18 protein-coding genes and 1 riboswitch are annotated in these 21,257 nt (G+C 60.9%); of the genes, 6 read left to right on the top strand and 12 right to left on the bottom strand.

Annotated features, from left to right (window positions below; genetic code table 11):
* Positions 1-18: 18 nt before the first annotated feature.
* A complete protein-coding gene (gene cobO, locus LCH65_RS04560) occupies positions 19-630 on the bottom strand; it encodes a cob(I)yrinic acid a,c-diamide adenosyltransferase (protein WP_003369640.1) in 612 nt (203 codons plus the stop codon).
* Between the two features lie 90 nt (positions 631-720).
* Positions 721-935, bottom strand: a riboswitch (cobalamin riboswitch).
* 119 nt (positions 936-1,054) lie between these two features.
* Between cobO and LCH65_RS04555 the strand changes: the two genes are divergently transcribed.
* Positions 1,055-2,383 (top strand): sorbosone dehydrogenase family protein, encoded by a 1,329-nt coding sequence (locus tag LCH65_RS04555; RefSeq protein WP_044309726.1) that lies wholly within the window; start codon positions 1,055-1,057, stop codon positions 2,381-2,383.
* Between the two features lie 164 nt (positions 2,384-2,547).
* Here the strand turns inward: LCH65_RS04555 and LCH65_RS04550 are convergent, their stop codons facing one another.
* The 6 genes from LCH65_RS04550 to LCH65_RS04525 all read right to left on the bottom strand — a co-directional run bounded on the left by LCH65_RS04550 (position 2,548) and on the right by LCH65_RS04525 (position 8,053).
* The gene (locus tag LCH65_RS04550) at positions 2,548-3,093 is read right to left on the bottom strand and encodes a C40 family peptidase (RefSeq protein WP_065349360.1); all 546 of its coding nucleotides are present in this window, start codon (positions 3,091-3,093) and stop codon (positions 2,548-2,550) included.
* Between the two features lie 89 nt (positions 3,094-3,182).
* Positions 3,183-3,911: a C40 family peptidase gene (locus tag LCH65_RS04545; RefSeq protein ID WP_003369635.1), complete on the bottom strand. Its 729-nt coding sequence runs from the start codon at positions 3,909-3,911 to the stop codon at positions 3,183-3,185.
* A gap of 75 nt (positions 3,912-3,986) precedes the next feature.
* Positions 3,987-4,751, bottom strand: a complete 765-nt coding sequence (locus tag LCH65_RS04540) for an NAD-dependent deacylase (protein WP_226439193.1) — start codon at positions 4,749-4,751, stop codon at positions 3,987-3,989.
* Positions 4,745-5,449: a DnaA regulatory inactivator Hda gene (hda, locus tag LCH65_RS04535; RefSeq protein ID WP_003369632.1), complete on the bottom strand. Its 705-nt coding sequence runs from the start codon at positions 5,447-5,449 to the stop codon at positions 4,745-4,747. Before hda ends, LCH65_RS04540 begins: the two co-directional genes overlap by 7 nt.
* Before the next feature lie 387 nt (positions 5,450-5,836).
* Positions 5,837-6,910, bottom strand: coding sequence for an AI-2E family transporter (locus tag LCH65_RS04530; RefSeq protein ID WP_003434374.1), 1,074 nt, complete (start codon positions 6,908-6,910; stop codon positions 5,837-5,839).
* Between the two features lie 39 nt (positions 6,911-6,949).
* The gene (locus LCH65_RS04525) at positions 6,950-8,053 is read right to left on the bottom strand and encodes a DUF2066 domain-containing protein (protein ID WP_226439192.1); all 1,104 of its coding nucleotides are present in this window, start codon (positions 8,051-8,053) and stop codon (positions 6,950-6,952) included.
* Positions 8,054-8,394: 341 nt separating this feature from the next.
* Here LCH65_RS04525 and purM point away from each other — a divergent pair, with 341 nt between their 5' ends.
* From purM to LCH65_RS04505, 4 genes are all read left to right on the top strand, one after another.
* Positions 8,395-9,453: a phosphoribosylformylglycinamidine cyclo-ligase gene (gene purM, locus LCH65_RS04520; protein ID WP_003344863.1), complete on the top strand. Its 1,059-nt coding sequence runs from the start codon at positions 8,395-8,397 to the stop codon at positions 9,451-9,453.
* Positions 9,453-10,103, top strand: a complete 651-nt coding sequence (gene purN / locus LCH65_RS04515; RefSeq protein ID WP_226439191.1) for a phosphoribosylglycinamide formyltransferase — start codon at positions 9,453-9,455, stop codon at positions 10,101-10,103. The genes purM and purN overlap by 1 nt, the downstream gene beginning before the upstream one ends.
* A gap of 8 nt (positions 10,104-10,111) precedes the next feature.
* The gene (locus tag LCH65_RS04510; protein ID WP_003369623.1) at positions 10,112-10,825 is read left to right on the top strand and encodes a DUF3108 domain-containing protein; all 714 of its coding nucleotides are present in this window, start codon (positions 10,112-10,114) and stop codon (positions 10,823-10,825) included.
* A 1,050-nt stretch (positions 10,826-11,875) separates the two neighbouring features.
* Positions 11,876-12,055 carry a hypothetical protein gene (locus LCH65_RS04505; protein ID WP_002554613.1) on the top strand — a complete coding sequence of 60 codons (180 nt, stop codon included), beginning with the start codon at positions 11,876-11,878 and terminating at the stop codon, positions 12,053-12,055.
* A gap of 78 nt (positions 12,056-12,133) precedes the next feature.
* Here LCH65_RS04505 and LCH65_RS04500 read toward each other — a convergent pair whose 3' ends face one another.
* From LCH65_RS04500 to cysM, 5 genes are all read right to left on the bottom strand, one after another.
* On the bottom strand, positions 12,134-12,673 hold the full coding sequence (locus LCH65_RS04500; protein WP_003349677.1) for a DUF2058 domain-containing protein: 540 nt from the start codon (positions 12,671-12,673) through the stop codon (positions 12,134-12,136).
* A 30-nt stretch (positions 12,674-12,703) separates the two neighbouring features.
* Positions 12,704-13,537 carry a nucleoside triphosphate pyrophosphohydrolase gene (mazG, locus tag LCH65_RS04495; protein ID WP_128774967.1) on the bottom strand — a complete coding sequence of 278 codons (834 nt, stop codon included), beginning with the start codon at positions 13,535-13,537 and terminating at the stop codon, positions 12,704-12,706.
* Between the two features lie 27 nt (positions 13,538-13,564).
* A complete protein-coding gene (relA, locus tag LCH65_RS04490; RefSeq protein ID WP_003434372.1) occupies positions 13,565-15,808 on the bottom strand; it encodes a GTP diphosphokinase in 2,244 nt (747 codons plus the stop codon).
* 156 nt (positions 15,809-15,964) lie between these two features.
* The gene (gene rlmD, locus LCH65_RS04485; protein WP_054080840.1) at positions 15,965-17,320 is read right to left on the bottom strand and encodes a 23S rRNA (uracil(1939)-C(5))-methyltransferase RlmD; all 1,356 of its coding nucleotides are present in this window, start codon (positions 17,318-17,320) and stop codon (positions 15,965-15,967) included.
* Positions 17,320-18,222 (bottom strand): cysteine synthase CysM, encoded by a 903-nt coding sequence (gene cysM, locus LCH65_RS04480; protein WP_003434369.1) that lies wholly within the window; start codon positions 18,220-18,222, stop codon positions 17,320-17,322. Before cysM ends, rlmD begins: the two co-directional genes overlap by 1 nt.
* Positions 18,223-18,472: 250 nt before the next feature.
* Between cysM and LCH65_RS04475 the strand changes: the two genes are divergently transcribed.
* Entirely contained in the window at positions 18,473-21,226 is a 2,754-nt protein-coding gene (locus tag LCH65_RS04475; protein WP_226439190.1) for a response regulator, read from the top strand.
* The last annotated feature ends 31 nt before the right edge of the window (positions 21,227-21,257 follow it).

The following is a 21,257-nucleotide window of genomic DNA, read 5'->3' as shown; positions in this document are numbered from 1 at the left end:
CGCTCAATGATGAAGGGTTCACAGCTCGATACCTTTCTGCGCACGAATACCGGCCTGAAACGCGTGCTTGACCACGCCGATCTCGGAAACGGTATCGGCCAGGTCGATCAATTCGGCTTTGGCACCGCGGCCAGTCACCAATACATGCTGCATCGGCGGACGTGCCTGCAGGTCGCTGAGCACCTGTTCAAGGTCAAGGTAGCCATGTTTGAGGGCGATGTTCAGTTCGTCGAGTACCACCAGACCAATGGCCGGATCGCGAAGCATTTCCTGAGACACGGCCCAGGCGGCTTCGGCGGCGGCGATGTCGCGCTGGCGATCCTGGGTTTCCCAGGTGAAGCCCTCACCCATTACGTGATAGCGCACCTGCTCGGGGAAACGGCGGAAAAACATTTCTTCGCCCGTGCTGTTGCGGCCCTTGATGAACTGCACCACACCACACTGCATGTCGTGGCCCATGGCGCGGGCGAGCATGCCGAATGCCGAGCTGCTCTTGCCCTTGCCATTGCCGGTCAATACCAGCAGCAGGCCGCACTCGTTGGGCGAGCTGGCGATACGCTCGTCCATGACGGCTTTCTTGCGCTGCATGCGCGCCAGATGGCGTTCGTCGCGTTCGGGGGATTCGTTCATCTGGGTTCTCCGCTCGGGGCAGGCGACAACAGACGGAAGGACAGCACTGGACAGCACGGCAACGCCCTGCACAGAACATCACCCTCCGTGATGTCATTGAGTGATTCAGGCCGGTCTCCGGGCTCATGAGCGGGTCACCCCGGCTGCGCGCCTTCCCATGTCGAAACACAGTGGCGTCAGGCACAGCCTTGACTCATTTACCGTTGCGGGGGCAGCGCCGGGATCGGATCTGTCGACCCACACCGGCTTCCCTGTTTCACTCTGCCAATCGGGGATTGCAGAGCACCTGAAACAAACCGCGAAGGGTAGAGGGTTGGACCGGGAGCGTCAATCGACACCGTCGCCGCGGAACGTGATTGAACCTAGCGGGTTGGCGGTGCCTCTATCAGTTACTGGACCATGCCCTTGTTAATGGAGATCGACAATGTTCAAACTCAGACCCCACTACGCAGTGTTGCTTCTGGTCGCCGGCGGCCTCGCTGCCTGCGGCGAGTCTTCGAGACTGCAAGTCTCGGATGGAACAGGCCCCTCGCCCAAGCTGCCGGAGCCCAACAAGACGCTGATCCCGACCGTCAACATCGCCCCTGCCGTAGGCTGGGAAAAAGGCGCCAAGCCGGTCGCCGCGCCGGGCACACAAGTGGCTGCGTTCGCCGAAAACCTCGACCACCCGCGCTGGCTGTATGTGTTGCCCAACGGTGACGTGCTGGTCGCAGAAACCAATTCGCCCGCCAAACCGGATGACTCCAAAGGCATTCGCGGCTGGGTGATGGAAAAAGTCATGGGCCGCGCCGGTGCCGGCGTGCCCAGCGCCAACCGCATTACCTTGCTACGCGATGTGGACAAGGACGGTGTGGCAGAGACGCGCACGGTTTTCCTGCAAAACCTCAATTCGCCGTTCGGCATGACCCTGGTGGGCAACAAGCTGTATGTCGCCGATACCGATCGCCTGATCAGCTTCCCGTATGAATCCGGGCAGACCTCGATCAGCGCGCAGGCGACCAAGGTGGTCGACCTGCCGGGCGGCACGCTCAATCACCACTGGACCAAGAATGTCATCGCCAGCAAGGATGGCAGCAAGCTGTACGTGACCGTGGGCTCCAACAGCAACGTGGCCGAAAACGGCATGGACAAGGAAGAGGGTCGTGCGGCGATCTGGGAAGTGGACGCGGCCACCGGCAACCACCGGATCTTCGCGTCCGGCCTGCGCAACCCCAACGGCATGGATTGGGAGCCGAAGACCGGCAAACTGTGGACGGCGGTCAACGAGCGCGACGAGATCGGCAGCGATCTGGTGCCTGACTACGTCACCTCGGTGCAGGACGGCGCATTCTACGGCTGGCCTTACAGCTACTACGGCCAGCATGTCGACGAGCGCGTCAAGCCGCAGAATCCGGCACTGGTCGCCAAGGCGATTGCCCCGGATTACGCAGTAGGTCCGCACACCGCTTCGCTGGGCCTGGTGTTCGCCGACGGCAAGACACTGGCTGCACCGTTCAACGAAGGCCTGTTCATTGGCCAGCACGGCTCATGGAACCGCAAACCGCACAGCGGCTATAAGGTGGTGTTCATTCCATTCAGTGGCGGCAAACCCAACGGCACACCGGTCGATGTGTTGACCGGCTTCCTCAACAAGGATGAAAAAGCCATGGGCCGTCCGGTTGGCGTGGTCAATGACCAGCGCGGCGGTTTGCTGGTGGCGGACGATGTCGGCAACAAGATCTGGCGCGTGACATCAGCCAAGGCTGCTCAGTAACGCCGAGCGGTTATTCCTGTGGGAGCGAGCTTGCTCGCGAAGAGGCCGGCACAGCTGCGGCGATCCCCAGCGTGCCACGCTCCAGCGTGGACACGCCTTTCTGAACGCTCTGCGTCCGATCCTGAGGCTGGAGCTGGGGGAAGCCGCTGATCAGCGGTTCCTGCCTAAGGCCGATTCTGCGCCAGACTGGACGGCTGAATCACGCGCTTGGCGTTGAGGTAGGCTCTCTGCCAGTAAGGCTTGTCGAGGCTGTCGAGCTTCACCGTGCCACCGGTGGCCGGCGCATGCACGAAGCGGCCTTCGCCCACGTAAATCCCCGCATGCGACACCTGCGAACCACCTGACGTGGCAAAGAACACCAGATCACCTGACTGCAGTTGCTCGCGGCGAATATTCGGTGCGCCCATCACGATCATCTCGCGTGTGGAACGTGGCAGGGAAATGCCGGCCGCATCACGATAGACATAACCTATAAGACCGCTGCAATCGAAACCGGAGTCAGGCGTGTTGCCGCCCCAGCGATAAGGCGTACCAACCAGCCCCAACGCACGAAACAGCACGTCTTCGGCAGCTGGAGAAAGAATCTGGGGAGGAGCAGTGACCACCGGACGCTGAACGATCCGGGGCGCTTTGGGCGGGGGCGGCGCGCTGGCGCAGGCACCGAGCAACGCAGCAATAGAAATGACTAACAGGCGCAACGCAATCGACATAACCACAACAACCTATCCGGATGCGGCTTACGCTGCCGAGAAGCTCAAAAACGCAGAAAGACCCGAAGGTCTTGTACTGCGCGTTCTATTTATTTACGCCGCTTGGGCGCGGTCTTGACTGTAGTCGAAGTCATCGCCGTTGTCTGCGTTACTTCAGGTGTCGATTTTACTGCAACAGTACCCGGGGCCATCGCCAGGGGCCGCTTGGCCTCGATGAAGGTCTTGCTCCAGTAGGCGTCATCGAGGCTGTCGATGCGCACACCGCCGCTGCGGCGACTGCTGGAGTGGATGAACTGCCGATTACCGGCGTAGATCGCTGCGTGGCTGACCTGACCGCGACCGCGAGTACTGAAGAACAGCACATCGCCCGGCTGAAGCTTGTTGCGCGCCACCAGAGGTGCGTTGACGTTGATCATTTCACGCGTGGAACGTGGCAGGCTCATGCCGGCCTCTTCGCGAAACAGATAACCGATGAAGCCGCTGCAATCGAAACCCGAAGAAGTCGACGTGCCGCCGAACTTGTAGCGTGTGCCGATCAGCGACTTGCCACGCTCCAGGATGCTGTCGGCCAGGGCCGGCAGTTGGTAAGACTTGTTATCAGCGAACTGGGCCAGTTCGTCTTCGGTAGCGAGCTCGTCCTGCAGGACTGCCGCGTCGGCGCGACGGGCTGCGGACTGGGCATTGGCATTGATCGCGCTCTGATAGCGTGGAACTGGCTGGGCCTGTTCCTGCTGTGCGACCGGCATATTGGCCGAGCAACCGAAGAGAAATGTAACGAGTGCGAGAGGCACGAGGGGTGCGAAGCGAACAACTTGCATGGGCACAACCGTGGCTGACTAGTTAAGATGGCGAGACTATGCCTTTTATGAAGGTGATTTGCAAATTCAATCGAACTAGATGTGACTTATGAGTTCGGCCATGACATGTGCCGCACGGTACGGCAAAAAGACGTCCATCTGCGCGCTGTGATCCGTCGGCTGCGGATTGATTTCTGCGGTAAAACCCCCGGAAACCCTGGTGCGAATGACCGGTTCGTGAATGTAGGGGAAGCTTGCGGTGGTGCCGATACTCAGCACCGCGTCATAGCCTTTAGCCAGCTGTTCATACAGTGTTTCCAGGGCTTTTTCGGGAAGCATTTCCTGAAAAAGAACGACGGACGGTCGCAAAATGCCACTACATGCCGGGCATAAGGGGGGCAAAGGGCGCTGCAAGTGCTCACTCAATTGCGAATCCTCAGCACCGCAGGATTGGCAAAACAGTGGCAAGAGTTGCCCGTGAATTTCGATCAGGCGCTCCGGCGGACTGCCCGCCGCACGGTGATAACCGTCGACGTTCTGGGTCAGCACCCAGCACTCGGGTTTGATGCGTTGCAACTGGGCGATGGCGTAATGCGCGACATTCGGCTCGCCACCCAGACACGCCCTACCCAGTTCAGCGATGTACTTCCAGCACAGCTCCGGGTCACGACGCAGCATGGGCCCGGACAGGGCCATTTCGATAGGCAGGCCATCATCGGTCTTGCCATTGTAAAGCCCGCCCACACCACGGTAGGTCGGCAACCCCGAATCGGCAGACAAACCCGCCCCGGTGATCACCAGAATCCGTTGTGCATGGCGCAAGGCAGCCGCCGTCTGCATCAACAGCGCCTGATCTACCACCCGAGGGTCTCTTTAAGGAAGGGAATGGTCAGCTTGCGCTTTTCCTGGAGTGACGCCTGATCGAGGCGCTCGAGCAATTCGAACAACGCGCTCATGCTGCGTGTACCACGCGTCAGGATGAAATGCCCGACATCGTCGGTCAGGTGCAGGCCGCGCCGTGAAGCACGCAGTTGCAAGGCGCGCAGCTTGTCCTCGTCGGACAGACCGCGCATCTGGAACACCAATGCCATGGTCAGGCGCGATTTCAGGTCGGGAAGCTTTACCGGCAATTCGCGGGGCGATTTGGACGCGGCAATCAGCAGACGACGCCCGCTGTCACGCAGACGATTGAACAGATGAAACAGCGCTTCTTCCCAGTCGGGCTTGCCGACGATCGCCTGCAGATCGTCCAGACACACCAGCTCGTACTGCTCCAGATGATCGAACAGCTCGATGCCTTCATCTATGACTTCGGCCAGCGGCAGATACACTGCAGGCTCGCCCAACTGCTCGAAACGCAGGCAGGCAGCCTGCAGCAGGTGCGTGCGCCCTACTCCGTCCTTACCCCACAGATAGATGAGGCTTTCGGTCCAGCCAGCGTCGGCTTCGCACAGCCGCTCGACATAGCCGAGTGCAGCGGCGTTGGCGCCTGGATAGTAATTGACGAAAGTGGCGTCATCACGCAGACGCACACTCAGGGGCAGCTGAATCGGTTTCATGCTGACTAACGGCTCATGCAAACCGTCAAGGCCTCTGTGTAAAGAGCGCAAAGTTTATACCCGTGACGCTGGTCGCACAATGCGACAGACCTCAAGCAAAATCAAAGGTTTGCGTCAGGGTGAGTAAAGCGCCGTCCAGGCGCTGTACGAAAAGTCGGCGAGCGAAGGTCAGGCAAGGCAAAAACAGGCGAGGAACGGCCGGGGTCGCGCTCGACTCTACGTGTTGTAAATGAGCATTCCGATTGGACTCGCATCCGAGCCTGTTTTTAACGAAGCATCACCGAGCGCAGCCACTTTTCGTACAGAGCCCAGGACAGGGCGTTTGCAGGGGGCATGCACTCAAGGCATGAGCCTCTTCACCGGGCGGCGAAGAGGCTTGCATCGATATTACAGCTCCGGATCTTCCGCGCCTGCGTAGATTTCCGAGTCCTTGTACAGATCATGCATGTGGCGCACCAGCACCATGATCACCGCCGCCACCGGCAGGGCCAGCAGAATGCCGGTGAAGCCGAACAGCTCGCCACCCGCCAGAATCGCGAAGATGACGGCGACCGGGTGCAGGCCGATGCGATCACCGACCAGCAACGGCGTCAGCACCATCCCCTCGAGGGCCTGACCGATCATGAACACCGCCACAATCCCCATCATCGGGTACAGGTCACCGCCAAACTGGAACAGCCCGGCCACCAGCGCCGAACCGATACCGATCACGAACCCCATATAAGGCACGATGGCCGCCAGACCGGCAATCACGCCGATCAGCAGGCCCAGCTCCAGCCCGACCAGCATCAGACCGGCCGCATAGATCACGCCAAGGCCGACCATCACCAGCAACTGACCGCGTATGAACGCGCCCAGCACTTCGTGGCACTCGCCCGCCAGCTTGACGATTTGCCCTTCACGCTGACGCGGCAGCAGGCCACGGATCTTGCCGGTCATGATGTCCCAGTCACGCAGCAGGTAGAAACACACCACTGGGATCAGCACCAGATTGGTCAGCCAGCCGATCAGCGCCAGGCTGGACGCCGTAGCCTGGGACAGCACGATAGAGACGATGTCCCCGGCCTGGCCCATATGCTCGGAGATGGCTGCCTTGATCTTGTCGAACTTCCAGAACCCGTCTGCCAGCCCGAACTTGGCCTGGACCCACGGCAACGCCGAGTGCTGCAGCCAGTCAAGAATCTGCGGCGCCAGCTCGTAAAGACGGAACAACTGCTTGGCGAGCATCGGCACCAGAACCAGCAGCAACGCCATCAGCACCAGCGTGAACAACCCGAACACGACCACAACGCTCAGGGTTCTGGACAGTCCGGCGCGCTCCAGACGGTCCACCAGCGGATCACCCATGTAGGCCAGCAGTAACGCCACCAGAAAAGGAGTGAGGATCGTGTGCAACAGCACCACGAATGCAACCAGCAAGGCCAGGCCGCCGATCCAGAACCAACGCCGCGTATCAGTCATCAACATCCCTCAAGCCAGTGGAAAAGCGTTCTTGCCGGGTTACCAGCGGAAATAGAGCTGTGGCGCAGACGCCGGAACAATCATCGGTGCGGGCGCAGGTGCCGGAACAGCAGCAGCTCCATTGGCTGGCGCAACCGGCGCAGTCGCATCGACAGGCGCAGCAGGCGACGTTGCGGTAGCGGCTGCTTCGGCTGCGGGCACTTCCTGCAATTTGGCCAGCGACAACTGCGAGCGTAGCTGATCGGTGCTGCCACTGACCTCAAACACCACTTTATCGCCCTCGACAGAACTCAGACGCACGCCGAACGGTTCGAGTAACTGAAGCAGTTGCGCATAGCGCTCGAGTGTCATGCCTTGGACCTGGATCAGCATGCCGGTCGACGCACCGGGCTTGGCGACGAAGCGCGGAGCCAGACGCTCGCTGACCGACAGCAGCACCGCATCGGCCAAGGCCTCGGACGTGGCACCGGTTGCGGTGCCCTGTTCGCGCTGATCACCCAGCCACAAGCGCCATTTGCCCTGCCACTGACCGCCATCTTCCCGGGCGTGCACGGCCAGTATCGCGTCAGCGCCATAGCGCTCGGAGGCTTCCTTGAGCGGCGCAGGGTCAGCGCCCTCCAGGGTTTTCGCATTACCGATACCCTGCTCGCTCAAATCAGCCAGCGGCAGACGCAGCGGCAGTCCGCGGTGCTGAGCGGCCTGGCGCAAGGGTTCGGCAGCGGCCTGACCGTCGCCGACCAGATTCGAGCCTTCCACCGAGTCATTCAGCCACCAGCCGAGAATCGACGGGCGATTGCTGCCCCAGATCGGCAACCCCGCATCGTGCAAGGCACGGTCGGTGGTGGCCGGATCGAAGTCGACCAGCAGGGTTTCCGGCGGGCCGGCCTCGTAGCCGTACTGGCTGATGATCTGCTGCGGGTCCTTGCGCAGTGCGGCGATGGCCGAGCCCTGCACGGCCTTGGCGTCGCCGGTCAGGCGCAGCACCAGGGTTTCGACGGCGGCCTGCGTGGCCCGCGTGCGCTCATCGGGCGACTGGCCATTGACCGGCTCGCGAACCTGATAAAGGTTGCTGACCGTTTCGGCAAGGCTGGGAAGGCTGATCAGGGACAGACAGCCGACTAGAAGAATTCTGGAAAAACGCATGGACAGTTCCCGAACGGAAAAAAGTAAAAAGAAGCGGTTTCAGCAGGTGTACCAGTCTGGGACAGACATGAACCACCTATCATTCAGTTCGCGCATAAAGTACACCCTAAACGTCCAGGGTCGCACTGACAGGCCACCTGCTCGAGGTTAATTTGGTGCAACACCGCCCTGTTGTCGGCGCAAGGATGGCCCCTGATGAGCAAGCCTGATAAAATCGCGCGCCTTCGCAGACCGGCAATCGCCATGGCCCCAACATTACCACCGCATGACAGCGCGGTGCTGAACGGGCCCTAACGCAGCGGTCGATACCTCCGAATCCCCCCTAAAGGCCTGGATTTTCTATGAGCAAGCAACCCTCCCTGAGCTATAAAGACGCCGGTGTAGACATCGACGCCGGTGAAGCATTGGTCGAACGCATCAAGAGCGTCGCCAAGCGCACCAAGCGTCCGGAAGTCATGGGCGGCCTGGGAGGCTTCGGCGCCCTCTGCGAAATCCCGGCCGGCTACAAGCAACCGGTTCTGGTTTCCGGCACCGACGGCGTGGGCACCAAGCTGCGTCTGGCGCTGAACCTGAACAAGCACGACACCATCGGCATCGACCTGGTCGCCATGTGCGTCAATGACCTGGTGGTCTGCGGCGCAGAGCCACTGTTCTTCCTCGATTACTACGCCACCGGCAAGCTGAACGTCGACACCGCCGCTCAGGTCGTCACCGGCATCGGCGCCGGCTGCGAACTGGCTGGCTGCTCGCTGGTCGGCGGCGAAACCGCTGAAATGCCGGGCATGTACGAAGGCGAAGACTACGACCTGGCAGGCTTCTGCGTCGGCGTCGTGGAAAAGGCCGAGATCATCGACGGCTCGAAAGTCGCTGCCGGTGACGCCCTGCTCGCCCTGCCATCGTCCGGCCCGCACTCCAACGGCTACTCGCTGATCCGCAAGATCATCGAAGTGGCAGGTGCCGATATCGAAAACATCCAGCTGGACGGCAAGCCACTGACCGAACTGCTGATGGCGCCGACCCGCATCTACGTGAAGCCGCTGCTCAAGCTGATCAAGGAAACCGGCGCAGTCAAGGCCATGGCCCACATCACCGGTGGCGGCCTGCTCGACAACATTCCACGCGTACTGCCGGAAGGCGCTCAGGCCGTGGTCGACGTCGCCAGCTGGCAGCGTCCGGCCGTGTTCGACTGGCTGCAGCAGCAAGGCAACGTTGCGGAAAACGAGATGCACCGCGTGCTGAACTGCGGCGTGGGCATGGTGATCTGCGTCGCTCAGGAGCACGTCGAAGCAGCACTGAAGGTGCTGCGTGAAGCTGGCGAGCAGCCTTGGGTGATCGGCCAGATCGCCACCGCTGCCGAAGGCGCAGCACAGGTCGAGCTGAAAAACCTCAAGGCGCATTGATGCCAGCCATCTGCGAAGTCGTGGTGCTGTTGTCCGGCACCGGCGGCAACCTGCAAGCGATGATCGACAGCTTCAAGGACGGGGCCAGCCCCGTCCGCATCCGCGCGGTGATTTCCAACCGCGCAGATGCATTCGGCCTTCAACGTGCAAGGGACGCAGGCATCGAAACCTGCGTACTGGATCACACCGCATACGAGGGCCGTGAAGCCTTCGATGCAGCGCTGATCGAACGGATCGACGCCTTCCAGCCACAGTTGGTCGTATTGGCCGGGTTCATGCGCATTCTCAGCGCAGGATTCGTTCGCCACTACCATGGCCGCCTGCTGAATATTCACCCTTCCCTGCTGCCGCGTTACAAAGGCTTGCACACGCACAAGCGTGCGCTGGAGGCCGGCGACACCGAGCATGGCTGCAGCGTGCATTTCGTTACCGAGGAACTCGATGGCGGCCCACTGGTCGTACAGGCTGTTATTTCGGTACAGTTGCACGACACGCCCGCAACGCTCGCGCAACGGGTCCATGCTCAAGAGCACCGTATTTACCCACTGGCCATTCGCTGGTTTGCCGAAGGCCGACTGAGCCTTGGTGAACAAGGTGCGTTACTCGATAGCCAGTTACTCCCGGCCAGCGGCCATCTGATTCGACATTAGGAGATACTATGCGTCGCGCTCTGCTCTTCGCTTTCGCTCTGCTCGCCTTGCCTGCCGTACAGGCCGCAGACCTTCAACCCTTCTCCGCCAGCTACACCGCCGACTGGAAACAGCTGCCCATGAGCGGCACGGCCGAACGCAGCCTGGAAGCCGGCGCCAATGGCACCTGGACCCTGAGCTTCAAGGCCTCGATGATGATCGCTAGCCTGACTGAAGTCAGCACCCTGAAGGTCGACAAGGACACCCTGCTGCCGCAGACCTACAACTTCGAGCGCAGTGGCCTGGGTAAATCCAAGAAGGTCGATCTGGCGTTCGACTGGAACACCAAGTTCGTCACCGGCACCGACCGTGGCGATGCGATCAAGCTGCCGCTCAACCGTGGCATCCTCGACAAGTCCACCTATCAGCTGGCGTTGCAACACGACATCGCTGAGGGCAAGAAGAGCATGAGCTATCAGGTTGTCGACGGTGATGAAGTAGACACCTACGACTTCCGCGTGCTGGGTTCGGAAAAAGTCACCACCAAGACCGGCCAGGTCGATGCGATCAAGGTCGAGCGCGTGCGCGACCCGACGCAAAGCAAGCGCACCACTGTGCTGTGGTTCGCCAAGGACTGGGATTACCTGCTGGTCCGCCTGCAACAGGTCGAAACCGACGGCAAGGAATACAACATCGTCTTGCTGGACGGCACCGTCAACGGCAAGGCCGTCAAAGGCAGCTGATCGCCCTGGCAGCACGCACCACAGAGCCCCGCTTTTTAGCGGGGCTTTTTATTGGCTGAAGGCATGCGACGCAGAGCGCCGCACGATAGTCGCGCCTGCACCGCCCCCTTCGTGAGCAAGCTCACTCCCACGCCCTTCGGGCAGAAGCGCGGAGCATCGGCACGATGTTGCGATGATCGTTCCTCACCCTCCAGCGTAGGAATGCAGTTCTCGACGCTCTGCGTCGTCAAGAGGACGCAGAGCGTCCAGAAAGGCATGCGACGCAGAGCGCCGCACGGTAGTCGCGCCTGCACTTGCCCCTTCGTGAGCAAGCTCACTCCCACGCCCTACGGGCAGAAGCGCGGAGCATCGGGCACGATAGTTGAGGTTATCGTTCCTCACGCTCCAGCGTGGGAATGCAGTTCTCGACGCTCTGCGTCGTCAAGAGGACGCGGAGCGCCGCACGATAGTCGCGCCTGCACCTGCCCTTCGTGAGCAAGCTCACTCCCACGCCCTTCGGGCAGAAGCGCGGAGCATCGGGCACGATAGTTGAGATGATCGTTCCTCACGCTCCAGCGTGGGAATGCAGTTCTCGACGCTCTGCGTCGTAAAGAGGACGCGGAGCGTCCAGAAAGGCATGCGACGCAGAGCGCCGCACGATAGTCGCGCCTGCACCTGCCCTTCGTGAGCAAGCTCACTCCCACGCCCTTCGGGCAGAAGCGCAGAGCATCCGGGCACGATAGTTGAGGTTATCGTTCCTCACGCTCCAGCGTGGGAATGCAGTTCTCGACGCTCTGCGTCGTCAAGAGGACGCGGAGCGTCTGGAACGGCGTTTACACGCGCGTTCGGACAGGCTAGAAGCACATGAAACATCCTTCATTTTGCCACCACTGCGCTGTAAGCCACGTCATGTAAGGGCTGCAGAGGATCGATGAGTTTATGACCACCGGGGAACCTGAACAGGCTATTTACTTAGGCAGCTAACAAATCCTATAAAAGAGTCCTGCGACACATCGCCGCAGTATCCAGAGGCCTAACCATTCAGGCCATCAAAGTCAGGAGCTTACTACTATGACTGTCAGAGTTACTGAACGCGACGACGCCCACCTCTCTCACGAAGCCGTTGCCGACGGCATCCAGATCTGGGACGTGCACCAACAGGACCAACTGGTAGGCATGTTCCACGTTGAGTCCGATGCCCTTCGCTATAAGGAAGAGCTGGAAGCGCTGGAAAGCCAGGGCAACCACTGAACAAATCCAAGAACAGGAAAAGACAAAACCCGCTGAATGCGGGTTTTGTCTTGACACCTCAATGACAGCGCTGTGGGCTTACCACATCAGATCGTCAGGCACCTGATACGCCGCATACGGGTCGTCTGCATCCGGCGCTTCGGTCGGGGTGTTGAGCAGCACGATACGACGCGGGTCACGCTCCTGGATCTTCAGCGCAGCCTCCCGCGGAATGATCTCGTAACCGCCGCCGTGGTGAACGATGGCCAATGAACCGCTGCTGAGCTTGTTGCGCACCATGGCGTTGACCGGGATGCGTTTTACCTTCTTGTCGTCAACGAAGTTGTAGTAATCCTCGGTGATCAGCTTGGGCAGGCGCGACACTTCGATCAGTTGCTTGACCTGAGCGGCGCGGGCCTTCTGCTCGACCTTCTCCTGCTGCTGACGGTTCAGCTCCTGATCACGTTTGGCCTTCTCGGCCATGGCCTCCTGGGCCGCACGCTTTTGCGAGTCATCGGCCTGCGCCTGACCCTTGTGCACCAGACGCTGCTCTTTCTGCTTTTCTTTGCCGACCTGCTTGGCCTGCTTTTGGTTGACCAGACCTGCCTTGAGCAACTGATCGCGAAGGGAAAGGCTCATTGTCTACTCACTTATACCGTTACCGCACACTCAGCCGCAGCCGGGTGTGCTCTTTTCCTGACGTTTGGCTTCGCCCCACAACGCATCCATTTCTTCGAGCGAGCACGCTTCGATAGGACGCTGCAGGTGGCGCAAAGCCTGTTCAATGAATCGGAAGCGTCTGTCGAACTTGCTATTGGCCGAGCGTAGCGCAGTTTCCGGGTCGACCTTGAGGTGTCGGGCCAGGTTGACGACGCTGAACAGCAGGTCGCCGACTTCCTCGGCAATGCCCTCGGCGTCATTGTCGACCATGGCCTCGAGAATTTCATCGAGTTCTTCACGCACCTTGTCGACCACCGGCAATGCCGCAGGCCAGTCGAAACCCACCTGCGCCGCACGCTTCTGCAGTTTGGCTGCCCGATTCAACGCGGGCAAGGCCCGGGGCACGTCGTCGAGCAGCGACAACTGCTCGGGCACACCGGCCTTCTCGGCACGCTCCTCGGCCTTGATTTCGTCCCAACGAAGATTGACCTGCTCGTCGGTCAGGCGTGGCGTTTCTGCCGGCGCGTACAGCTCGCCAGTCGGAAACACGTGCGGATGGCGACGCAGCAACTTGCGGGTAATGCCGTCGATGACGTCGTCGAATTCAAACCGGCCTTCCTCTTTGGCCAACTGCGCATAGAAGACCACCTGAAACAGCAGGTCACCCAACTCACCCTTCAGATGGTCGAGGTCGCCCTGTTCGATGGCGTCGGCCACTTCATAGGCTTCTTCCAGCGTGTGCGGCACGATGCTGGCGTAGGTCTGCTTCAGGTCCCACGGGCAGCCGAACTGCGGATCACGCAGCCGGGCCATGAGGTTCAGCAGGTCTTGAACTGTATGCATGGGGCTCCCTGTGAGCGCAGGCGACGCTTATGGCGTCCTGTTCCTGCGCGTTTCAATGATGTTCGGCAACTGGGAAATACGCCCCAGCAACCGCCCCAGCGCGTCCAGACCTGGAATCTCGATGGTCAGGGACATAAGCGCAGTGTTGTCTTCCTTGTTCGAACGGGTGTTGACCGCCAGCACGTTGATCCGCTCGTTGAGCAGCACCTGAGTGACATCCCGCAGCAAACCGGAACGGTCGTAGGCGCGAATGATGATGTCCACCGGATAGGTGAGCACCGGCACCGGTCCCCAGCTGACCTGAATGATCCGTTCAGGCTCGCGACCACCCAGTTGCAGCACCGAAGCGCAATCCTGACGGTGAATGCTGACGCCACGACCCTGGGTGATATAACCGACGATGGCATCGCCCGGCAGCGGCTGGCAGCAGCCGGCCATCTGCGTCATCAGGTTGCCAACGCCCTGAATCTGAATATCCCCCCGCTTGCCGGGCTTGTAGCCGGTGGCCTTGCGCGGGATCAGTTCCAGCTGTTCATTGACACGATCAGGCTCGACCTGCTGCTGGGCCAGATTGACCAGTTGCGCCAGACGCAGGTCGCCTGCGCCCAAAGCCGCGAACATGTCGTCGGCGGTCTTGTGATTGGCCTTTTCCGCCAGCTTGTCGAAATCGACCTGCGGCAACGCCAGGCGCGCCAGTTCGCGTTCGATCAGGGTTCTGCCGGCGGCGACGTTCTGATCGCGGGCCTGCAACTTGAACCAGTGAACGATCTTGGCCCGCGCGCGCGAGGTGGTGATGTACCCCAGGTTCGAGTTCAGCCAGTCGCGGCTCGGCGTACCGTGCTTGCTGGTGATGATCTCGACCTGCTCGCCGGTCTGCAGGCTGTAGTTGAGCGGGACGATGCGGCCATTGATCTTCGCACCCCGGCAGTTATGGCCGATTTCGGTGTGCACCCGATAGGCGAAGTCCAGTGGTGTCGCGCCCTTGGGCAGGTCGATGGCGTGGCCGTCAGGGGTGAAGACGTAGACGCGGTCAGGCTCGATATCGACTCGCAGTTGGTCTGCCAGACCGCCGATATCGCCCAGCTCTTCATGCCATTCGAGCACCTGACGCAGCCAGGAAATCTTCTCTTCGTAATGATTGGAGCCGGATTTGACGTCGGTGCCTTTATAGCGCCAGTGCGCACAAACGCCCAACTCGGCCTCTTCATGCATGGCGTGGGTGCGGATCTGCACTTCCAGCACCTTGCCTTCCGGCCCGATAACGGCGGTGTGCAGCGAGCGATAGCCGTTTTCCTTGGGGTTGGCGATGTAATCGTCGAACTCTTTGGGAATATGCCGCCACAACGTGTGCACGATACCCAGCGCGGTGTAGCAATCGCGCATTTCCGGGACCAGCACACGCAGCGCACGGACGTCATAGATCTGGCTGAACGCCAAGCCCTTGCGCTGCATTTTGCGCCAGATGGAGTAGATATGCTTGGCACGGCCGCTGATGTCAGCGGTCACGCCAGTAGCCTGCAGCTCGTTGTCGAGCTGGGACATGACGTCGCTGATGAAGCGCTCGCGGTCCAGCCTGCGCTCATGCAACAGCTTGGCGATCTGCTTGTACTGATCGGGCTCCAGGTAGCGGAAGGACAGGTCTTCCAGCTCCCACTTGATGTGCCCGATACCCAGGCGGTGGGCCAGCGGTGCATAGATGTCGAAGACTTCGCGAGCCACACGGTTGCGTTTTTCGTCGTCGGCGTTCTTCACCGCACGAATCGCGCAGGTACGTTCGGCCAGTTTGATCAGCGCAACACGAACGTCGTCGACCATCGCCACCAGCATCTTGCGCAGGTTTTCGACCTGCGCCTGACTGCCGAGTACCAGAGACTGACGAGGGCTGAGGCTGGCGCTGATCGCGGCCATGCGCAGCACGCCGTCGATGAGTTTGGCGACCGTTGCGCCAAAGCGCTGCTCGACGTCCGGCAGCGCAACGAGACCTTCACGCACACCACGGTAAATGACCGCAGCGACCAGTGAGTCCTGATCCAGCTTGAGGTCAGCCAGAATCTCCGCGATCTCCAGACCGGTCTGGAAACTGGAGGTGCCCTCTGCCCAATGATTCTTGTGGGCCTTGTCGGTCTGCTCGGCTTCCCGGGCAAACTCACAGGCCTTTTTCATGACTTCCCGGTCCAGGACCAGGTCGACGCTGACAATATGATCGAGCCACGCGTCGAGATTGATACTGCCGTCTGTGTTTATCGGCTGGTTCGCTCTCACCTGTACCATGCTGCTTACCTTCCCTAAGGCGCGATGAAAAGCGCCATCAGTCGCCAGCCTTCTGAGCGAATGCCACTTGCCGGGCAAGCAAGGACCGGCATTCGCGGGCCAGTCGGATTAAATGAGATTCCCTGTCAGCAACGAACTCGTTCCAGTGAACGCCGCTCACTTACTCATTTCAAATAAAGCCATCGCCTCGACATGCGCCGTCTGAGGAAACATATCGAGGATTCCGGCACGTTTTAATCGGTAGCCCTGACTGATCAGTTCGACCGTGTCACGAGCCAAAGTTGCCGGATTACATGAAACATAAAGCAGTCGCCGGGCCCCCGTCTTTCTGATCTGGCGGACCACTTCAAAGGCCCCGTCACGCGGTGGGTCCAAGAGTACCGCAGAAAACCCTTCTGCCGCCCAGTCGGCATGTGTCAGCGGCTGGGAAAGATCCGCCTGAAAAAACTGCACATTGTGCAGATCATTACTCATTGCGTTGACGGCTGCACGCTCGACCATGGTCGCAACGCCTTCGACCGCCACCACTTCCCTGGCCAGACCCGCCAGCGGCAAGGCGAAATTGCCCAGACCACAGAACAGGTCCATGACACGTTCGTCTTTTGCAGGCGCCAGCCATTGCAGGGCCTGCTCGATCATCGCGGTGTTGACCGCCGCATTGACCTGAATGAAATCTCCCGGTCGCCAGGCCAGTTGCAGGTTCCACGGCTCCAGCCGGTAGCCCAGCGTATCGCCGGGGCTGGCCGGTTGGGGCTCGCCCTCACCGTGCAGCCACAGCTGCGCGCCGTGCTTGGAGCAAAACGCCTGCAACAGCGCCAGGTCGACCTCGGCAAGCGGCGCGGTGTGGCGCAACAACACGGCAGTCGCAACCCCACTGAACAACTCGACGTGCCCCAGCGCCTGCGGTTTGCTGAAGTTTTTCAGCATGCCAGGCAACTCATTCATGATGGGTTGCAAGGCCTGTACCAGCACCGGACAGTGTTCGATGCTGACGATGTCCTGACTGGCGGCTGCGCGGAACCCCACGTCCAGCCTTTTGGCCTTGGCATCCCAGCGAACCGCGACCCGCGCGCGTCGGCGATAGGCCAGCTCGGCACCGCTCAAAGGTGCCGCCCATTCATCCGGCACAGCATTCGCCACGCGCAACAATTGCTCGGCGAGCATGCGCTGTTTCAGGGCAAGCTGTTCTTCGTGGGGCACATGCTGAACACTGCAGCCGCCACAGCGACCGAAATACTCACAGGCCGGAGCGCGACGCATGGTGCTGGCGGTGAAGACCCGCTCGGTGCGTGCCTCGACGACCTTGCCGCGCGCATTGAGCACGCGCGCCTCGACCTCTTCGCCGGCCAGACTGCCCGCGACAAACCAGGTTTTACCCTCAAGAAAAGCGATACCGCGACCGTCGTCGGACAGCCGCTCGATGGTCAACCGCTGCTTTTTACCGGCAGGAATCTGTACGGTTTTAACGCCGCCCGCAGGCTGAAAGCGCAAACCTCTTTCGTGCTTGGCCATCAGTTGGGCGAATCATAGACGCCGGTCGACAGGTAACGGTCGCCTCGGTCACAGATGATCGCCACAATCACGGCGTTTTCGACTTCCTGGGAAATACGCAACGCCCCGGCGACCGAGCCACCGGACGACACGCCACAGAAGATGCCTTCTTCGCGCGCCAGTCGGCGCATGGTGTCTTCGGCTTCGGTCTGGCCCATGTCGATGATGCGGTCGACACGGTCCGACTGATAGATTTTCGGCAGGTATTCATGCGGCCAGCGGCGAATACCGGGGATCGAAGCGCCCTCCATCGGTTGCAGACCGACGATCTGCACGTCCGGATTCTGCTCCTTGAGGTAGCGCGAGGTGCCCATGATGGTGCCGGTGGTGCCCATCGAGCTGACGAAATGGGTCACGGTACCGCCCGTCTGCCGCCAGATTTCCGGACCGGTGGACGTGTAATGCGCCTCGGGATTGTCGCCATTGGCGAACTGATCGAGCACTTTGCCGCGGCCTTCGGCCTGCATGCGCTCGGCCAGATCACGGGCGCCTTCCATGCCTTGGTCCTTGCTGACCGAAATCAGCTCGGCGCCATAGGCAGTCATGGCGGCCTTGCGTTCGGCACTGGAGTTGTCCGGCATGATCAGAATCATCCGGTAGCCCTTGATCGCCGCGGCCATGGCCAGCGCGATTCCGGTATTGCCGGAGGTGGCTTCGATCAGCGTGTCGCCTGGATGGATCTGACCGCGCAACTCGGCGCGGGTGATCATCGACAAGGCCGGGCGGTCTTTTACCGAGCCAGCGGGGTTGTTACCTTCGAGTTTCAACAGGAGGGTATTGCTGGTGTTGCCCGCCATGCGTTGCAGACGCACCAGCGGGGTGTTGCCGACGCAATCGGCAATGGTTTGATACTGCAGGGTCATGGCGTCTTCGCAATCCAGACTGCGGGGGGTGCCTATCATAACGGCAAACGGCCAAAGCCCATATCACGCAAAGTGCACTGCTTATTCCCAAAAAGAATAAGCGCTGATTTTTCCACTGCCGCCCTGCTCAGCACAGAGAGTTAGGTGCCCATGCCGACGGTAAATGGCTAAACTCATCCCCTTGTGCCGATACAGCAAGGCAGCCGATGCCTGATATCGACGGACTGATACGTGTTGCCGGAGGAAGAGCGTGCTGACCAAGCTGGGTATAAAAGGCCGTGTGCTGCTACTGACTATTCTGCCTGCCAGCCTGATGGCGGCGATGCTCGGTGGTTATTTCACCTGGATGCAGTTGAGCGAACTGCAAAGCCAGTTGCTGCAACGCGGCGAAATGATTGCCCAGGACCTTGCGCCGCTTGCCGCCAATGCACTGGGGCGCAAGGACAAAGTGCTGCTCAGTCGCATTGCCACCCAGACGCTGGAGCAGACCGACGTGCGCGCCGTGTCGTTTCTCGACACCGATCGCACGGAGTTGGCCCACGCCGGGCCGACCATGATCAGCCCGTCGCCGATTGGCAGCGGCTCGCAATTGCTCAGCTCGACCGGCACCGACGCCACGCGCTACCTGCTGCCGGTCTTCGGCAGTCAACGGCATCTGACCAGTCCGATCATTCCTGCCGAAGCCGACACCCTGCTGGGCTGGGTCGAGCTTGAAATCTCCCATAACGGCACGCTGCTGCGCGGTTACCGAAGCCTGTTTGCCAGCCTGCTGCTGATCCTCACCGGACTGGCGTTTACCGCGACCCTCGCGGTACGCATGAGCCGCACCATCAACGGGCCGATGAGCCAGATCAAGCAGGCCGTGTCACAACTCAAGGACGGCAATCTGGAAACCCGTCTGCCACCGCTGGGCAGCCGGGAGCTGGATGAGCTGGCGTCGGGCATCAACCGCATGGCGGCAACGCTGCAGAACGCACAGGAAGAACTGCAACTGAGCATCGATCAGGCAACCGAGGATGTCCGGCAGAATCTGGAGACCATCGAAATCCAGAATATCGAACTCGACCTGGCACGCAAGGAAGCGCTTGAAGCAAGCCGGATCAAGTCCGAATTCCTGGCCAACATGAGCCATGAAATCCGCACGCCGCTCAATGGCATTCTGGGCTTCACCCATTTATTGCAGAAAAGCGAGCTGACCCCGCGCCAGTTCGACTACCTGGGCACCATCGAGAAGTCCGCCGACAACCTGCTGAGCATCATCAACGAGATTCTCGACTTCTCGAAAATCGAGGCCGGCAAGCTGGTGCTCGATAACATCCCGTTCAACCTGCGCGACCTGTTGCAGGACACCTTGACCATCCTCGCCCCGGCGGCGCACGCCAAACAGCTGGAGCTGGTCAGTCTGGTGTACCGCGATACGCCATTGGCGCTGTCCGGCGACCCGCTGCGTCTGCGGCAGATTCTGACCAATCTGGTCAGCAACGCGATCAAGTTCACCCGCGAAGGCACGATCGTCGCGCGCGCCATGCTCGAGGATGAAACCGAAGAGCACGCGCAACTGCGCATCAGCGTGCAGGACACCGGGATCGGCCTGTCCAGTCAGAATGTGCGGGCACTGTTCCAGGCCTTCAGCCAGGCCGACAACTCGCTCTCGCGCCAACCGGGCGGTACCGGACTGGGTCTGGTGATCTCCAAACGCCTGATCGAACAGATGGGCGGCGAAATCGGTGTCGACAGCACACCGGGCGAAGGTTCGGAATTCTGGATCAGCCTGAAACTGCCCAAGGCCCGCGAAGACAAGGAAGAATCCCTCAATATTCCGCTCGGAGGCCTGCGCGCCGCAGTGCTTGAACATCATGACCTGGCGCGCCAGGCGCTGGAGCATCAGCTGGAAGACTGCGGCCTGCAGACCATCGTGTTCAATAATCTGGAAAACCTGCTCAACGGCGTGACCGCAGCGCACGAGACGCCAGCGGCCATCGATCTGGCGGTACTTGGCGTGACGGCGCTGGAAATCTCTCCGGAACGGCTGCGCCAGCACATCTGGGATCTGGAGAACCTCAACTGCAAGGTCATGGTGCTGTGCCCGACCACCGAGCACGCGCTGTTCCAGCTGGCAGTCCACGATGTCTACACGCAACTGCAGGCCAAGCCCGCCTGCACCCGCAAACTGCAAAAAGCCCTGTCCGAGCTGATCGCGCCGCGAGCGGTGCGTGCCGACATCGGCCCACCATTGTCGAGCCGCGCGCCGCGAGTGCTGTGCGTGGATGACAACCCGGCCAACCTGCTGCTGGTACAGACCCTGCTCGAAGACATGGGCGCTGAAGTGGTCGCTGTCGAGGGTGGTTACGCAGCGGTCAACGCCGTACAGCAAGAAGCGTTCGACCTGGTGTTGATGGACGTGCAAATGCCCGGCATGGACGGTCGTCAGGCCACCGAGGCGATCCGCACCTGGGAGGCCGAACGCAACCAGAGCTCACTGCCAATCGTAGCCCTCACCGCCCATGCGATGGCCAACGAAAAACGCTCACTGCTGCAAAGCGGTATGGACGACTACCTGACCAAGCCGATCAGCGAACGGCAACTGGCGCAGGTGGTGCTCAAGTGGACAGGGCTGGCGCTGCGCAACCCTGCGCCGGAGCGCCAGAATGAAGCGCCTGAGGTCCACGTAGGGCCGCTGGTGCTGGATCATGAGGAGGGGTTGCGCCTGGCCGCGGGCAAGGCGGATCTCGCCGCCGACATGCTGGCCATGCTGCTGGCTTCACTGGACGCCGACCGCGAAGCCATTCGTGTGGCGCGCGCCAGTCAGGATGTACACGCCTTGATCGAGCGCATCCACCGTCTGCACGGCGCAACACGTTATTGCGGCGTTCCGCAGTTGCGCAGTGCCTGCCAGCGCGCCGAAACCCTGCTCAAGCAAAATGCGCCGCACACCGAAGCGGCTCTGGACGATCTGGACAAGGCCATCATTCGCCTGGAAGCCGAGGCGCGGGTCATGGCGTGAGCGCGCGACGGGACGCCTGTCGTGCCTGACA

The sequence above is a fragment of the Pseudomonas sp. MWU16-30316 genome, assembly GCF_020515645.1.
In the GTDB taxonomy this organism is placed as follows: Bacteria; Pseudomonadota; Gammaproteobacteria; order Pseudomonadales; family Pseudomonadaceae; genus Aquipseudomonas; species Aquipseudomonas cerasi.
This window is presented reverse-complemented; position numbering and strand designations above follow the sequence as displayed.